We start from the raw sequence: 1,201 nt of genomic DNA, 5'->3' as shown, positions 1-1,201 counted from the left end.
GCAGGTCGGCGTCGTGGTCATCGGTCACAACGACGCCGCGCATGTGACGACCGCCGTGCGCTCGGCGCTGGCCCAGGGTCCCGCCGTCCGCGAGGTCGTCGCCGTCGACGACTGCTCCACGGACGACAGCGCGGAACTGCTCGCGCGCCTGGCCGTGGCCGAACCGCGGGTGCGGCTGGTCCGGCGCCGGGTCACCAGCGGCGGCTGCGGCAGCCCGCGCAACACCGGTCTGGACCGGGTGACCTCGCCGTATGTGATGTTCCTGGACGCCGCCGACGTACTTCCGCCGGGCGCGGTGGACGCGCTGCTCACGGCAGCGACCGGGGCGGGTGCGCAGGTGGCGGGCGGACTGTGCGTGCGACGGGAACTGCCGGAAGGGCGCGAGGTGCCGTGGGAGGCGTCCCTCTACGCCGCGCACGCCGTGTACGAGCGCCCGGCACAGCGCCCCCGCCTCGTCCACGACACGCTCTGCGTGAACAAGCTGTACCGCACCGAGTTCCTGCGCGAGCACGGCATCCGCTTCCCCGAGGGCCGCTTCCCCCACGAGGACCTCGTCTTCAGCGCCCGCGTGCTGGCCGCCGGGCCGCGCGTCGCCCTCGTCCCGGACCCGGTGTACGTCCGGCGCGTACGCCGCTGCGCCGACCGGCCGTCGGCCTCCCTCGACCGGGCCGGCATCGCCGACTGGCGGGCGCGCACGGAGGCGAGCCGGGCGGCGTACGAGATCCTGCTGGGAGCCGGGCGCAAGGAGCTCGCGCGGGAGGCGCGGGCAAGGTTCCTGGACCACGAGCTGCGGATGTACGCGCGCGAGCTGGGGCTGCACGAGGCCCCCTACCAGCGCGCATGGTGGGCGCTCACGCGGGCGTATCTCGCCGAGTACGACACGCCCGACTGGGAGCACCACCCCACCGCGCCCGGCGGAAGTACGTCGGCGGCGTCCAGGAACATCACATACGGCGAGGTCACCCGGTCCAGACCGGTGTTGCGCGGGCTGCCGCAGCCGCCGCTGGTGACCCGGCGCCGGACCAGCCGCACCCGCGGTTCGGCCACGGCCAGGCGCGCGAGCAGTTCCGCGCTGTCGTCCGTGGAGCAGTCGTCGACGGCGACGACCTCGCGGACGGCGGGACCCTGGGCCAGCGCCGAGCGCACGGCGGTCGTCACATGCGCGGCGTCGTTGTGACCGATGACCACGACGCCGACCTGC

At 74.9% G+C, this 1,201-nt stretch carries 2 pseudogenes; one reads left to right on the top strand and one right to left on the bottom strand.

Features of this window, described 5'->3' with window-relative positions:
• A pseudogene (locus EAO75_RS44135) lies at nucleotides 1-1,003 on the top strand (glycosyltransferase family 2 protein); the annotation flags it as partial.
• On the opposite strand, the pseudogene EAO75_RS48830 reads toward EAO75_RS44135, so the two are convergent.
• Nucleotides 967-1,146 (bottom strand): annotated as a pseudogene (locus EAO75_RS48830) (glycosyltransferase); the annotation flags it as partial. The pseudogenes EAO75_RS44135 and EAO75_RS48830 overlap by 37 nt on opposite strands.
• Between the last annotated feature and the right edge of the window lie 55 nt (nucleotides 1,147-1,201).

It is taken from the genome of Streptomyces sp. UW30 (assembly GCF_008042075.1).
Lineage (GTDB): Bacteria > Actinomycetota > Actinomycetes > Streptomycetales > Streptomycetaceae > Streptomyces.
The sequence above is the reverse complement of the archived record's forward strand: the minus strand, read 5'-3'. Positions and strand labels throughout refer to the sequence as shown.